General features: G+C 73.1%; 2 protein-coding genes. Both read right to left on the bottom strand.

Features of this window, described 5'->3' with window-relative positions:
* Positions 1–15: 15 nt before the first annotated feature.
* Positions 16–858, bottom strand: a complete 843-nt coding sequence (locus tag H5J30_RS29565; protein ID WP_181790393.1) for an amidohydrolase family protein — start codon at positions 856–858, stop codon at positions 16–18.
* Positions 855–2,047: mandelate racemase/muconate lactonizing enzyme family protein (locus H5J30_RS29560; protein WP_258563593.1), on the bottom strand; the 1,193-nt coding region annotated here is incomplete at its 5' end. The genes H5J30_RS29565 and H5J30_RS29560, both read right to left, overlap by 4 nt.

Here is a 2,047-nt window from a genome sequence, read left to right as displayed (position 1 = left end):
CGGTCCAGCGGCCGGTCACGACAGCCCCAGCAGGTCGAGGGCCGGCCGGTGGATCAGCTTCTCCACCTCGTCCCGGTCCAGCGGTGCCAGCCCGGGGATCCCCGGGATCCGGGCGATCTCGCGCAGCCCGGCGACCGAGGCGTCGACCGTGGTGAAGGGGTAGTCGCTGCCGAACAGCAGCTTGTGCCAGACGCCGTAGTCCTGCGCCAGGCGCAGGCTGTGCCAGAGCTGGAACGGCCGGTAGTGCAGGGCGCTGACGTCCGCGTAGACGTGCGGGTGCTTGCGGATGACGGCCAGGCACTCGCCCTCGAAGGGGTGGCCGAGGTGGGCGAGGACCATGCGCAGCCCGGGGTGGCGGATGGCGACGGCGTCCAGGTGCCGGGGCATCGCGTACTCCAGCGGGGCGGCCGAGACGAACGTCGTGCCGGTGTGCACCAGCAGCGGCAGGCCGTGGCGTTCTGCGTAGCCGAAGAGGTCGTCGTACGCCTCGTCGGCCGGGTCGAAGCCCGCGTACATCGGCATCAGCTTGATGCCCCGCAGCCCCAGCTCCTGGTGGCCGTGGCGCAGTTCGTCCCGCCAGCCGGGCTGGGTGGGGTCGAGCGAGAGGTAGCCGATCAGCCGGTCGGGGCGGGCCGCGGTGTACGCGGCCACCGCGGCGTCGTCGACCCACAGCCCGCTGCGCCGGGCCTTGCCCCCGACGACGATGGTGCGGGTGCCGGCGGGGGCCGCGGCCGCGTACTCCTCGAAGCGGACGGTGAGGTCCACCTCGCCCGCGTGGGCGCGGGCGGCCTCGGTACGGAAGGCGTCGTCGAAGTCCGCACCGGGCCGGAAGAGATGGGAGTGGACGTCGGTGATCATGCGGGTGCGCTCCTGTCCCGCTTCTCCCAGCCGTCCTCGAACATGTTCCAGAAGCGGTGGGTGGGCGGGTGCTCGGCGAAGACCTCGTCGGCCAGCTCGACGCCGAGGCCCGGCGCCGTGGGCAGGCCGATGCGGCCGTCGGCGATGGGCAGCGTGCCGCGCAGGGCCTCGAAGACGTAGGGCTCCAGCAGCCCGTCGAAGGTCTCCAGCACCTTGAGGTTGGGGATGCCGAGCGCCGCGTGTACGGAGACGGTGGTGCACAGCGGCGAGTTGGAGTTGTGCGGGGCGACGAGCATGCCGTGGGCGTCGGCGATGGCGGCGATCTTGCGTACCTCGGTGAGGCCGCCGGCCATCGACAGGTCGGGCTGGACGATGTCCACCGCGTGGGTGGCGAACAGCTGCTTGTACTCGTAGCGGTCGTGGAAGTGCTCGCCGCCCGCGAGGGGGAACGGCGCCCGCTGCCGCAGCTCGGCGTAGCGCTCGATGTGCGTCCAGGGCAGCGGCTCCTCCAGCCAGCCGATGCCGTACGGCTCCAGTTCGTGCAGCAGCCGCACCGCGGTGGGCATGGCGAAGCGGGCGTGGCCCTCGACGAACAGCTCGACGTCCGGTCCTATCGCCTCGCGCACGGCGGCGACGAGGCCGGCGGAGCGGCGCAGCTCCGCGGGGCTCAGCTCGTGCAGCCCGGAGCCGAAGGGGTCGAGCTTCAGGGCGCCGTAGCCCTTGGCGACGGTCGCGCGGGCCTTGGCGGCGAACACCTCGGGGTCGCGCTCGCCGTCGTACCAGCCGTTGGCGTAGACGGGGACGCTCTCCCGGCAGGCGCCGCCGGTCAGGCGGTAGGCGGGTATGCCGAGGGCCTTGCCCATGAGGTCGTAGAGCGCCTGGTCCAGGCCGGACAGGACGATGCCGCCGACGTCGCCGCCGCGCAGGAAGTCGCCCTGGTGCAGCCGGAGCCAGATCTCCTCGACGTCGAAGGGGTCGGCGCCCAGCAGGTGGCGGCGGGACATCGCCTCGGCGAGCGCGCAGACCTCGCGGCCGCGGTACGGGTGGGTGATCTCGCCGACGCCGGAGAGGCCCTCGTCGGTGTGCACGCGGACGTAGCCGAAGTCGCGCCAGGCGGTGCCGAGCATCAGGGTCTCGACGCGGCTGATCCGGCCGGCCGGGCCGGTGGGGCGGGTGGTGTCGACGGTGA

Origin of the sequence: Streptomyces phytophilus, from assembly GCF_013870535.1 — a bacterium.
Lineage (GTDB): Bacteria > Actinomycetota > Actinomycetes > Streptomycetales > Streptomycetaceae > Streptomyces > Streptomyces phytophilus.
This window is presented reverse-complemented; position numbering and strand designations above follow the sequence as displayed.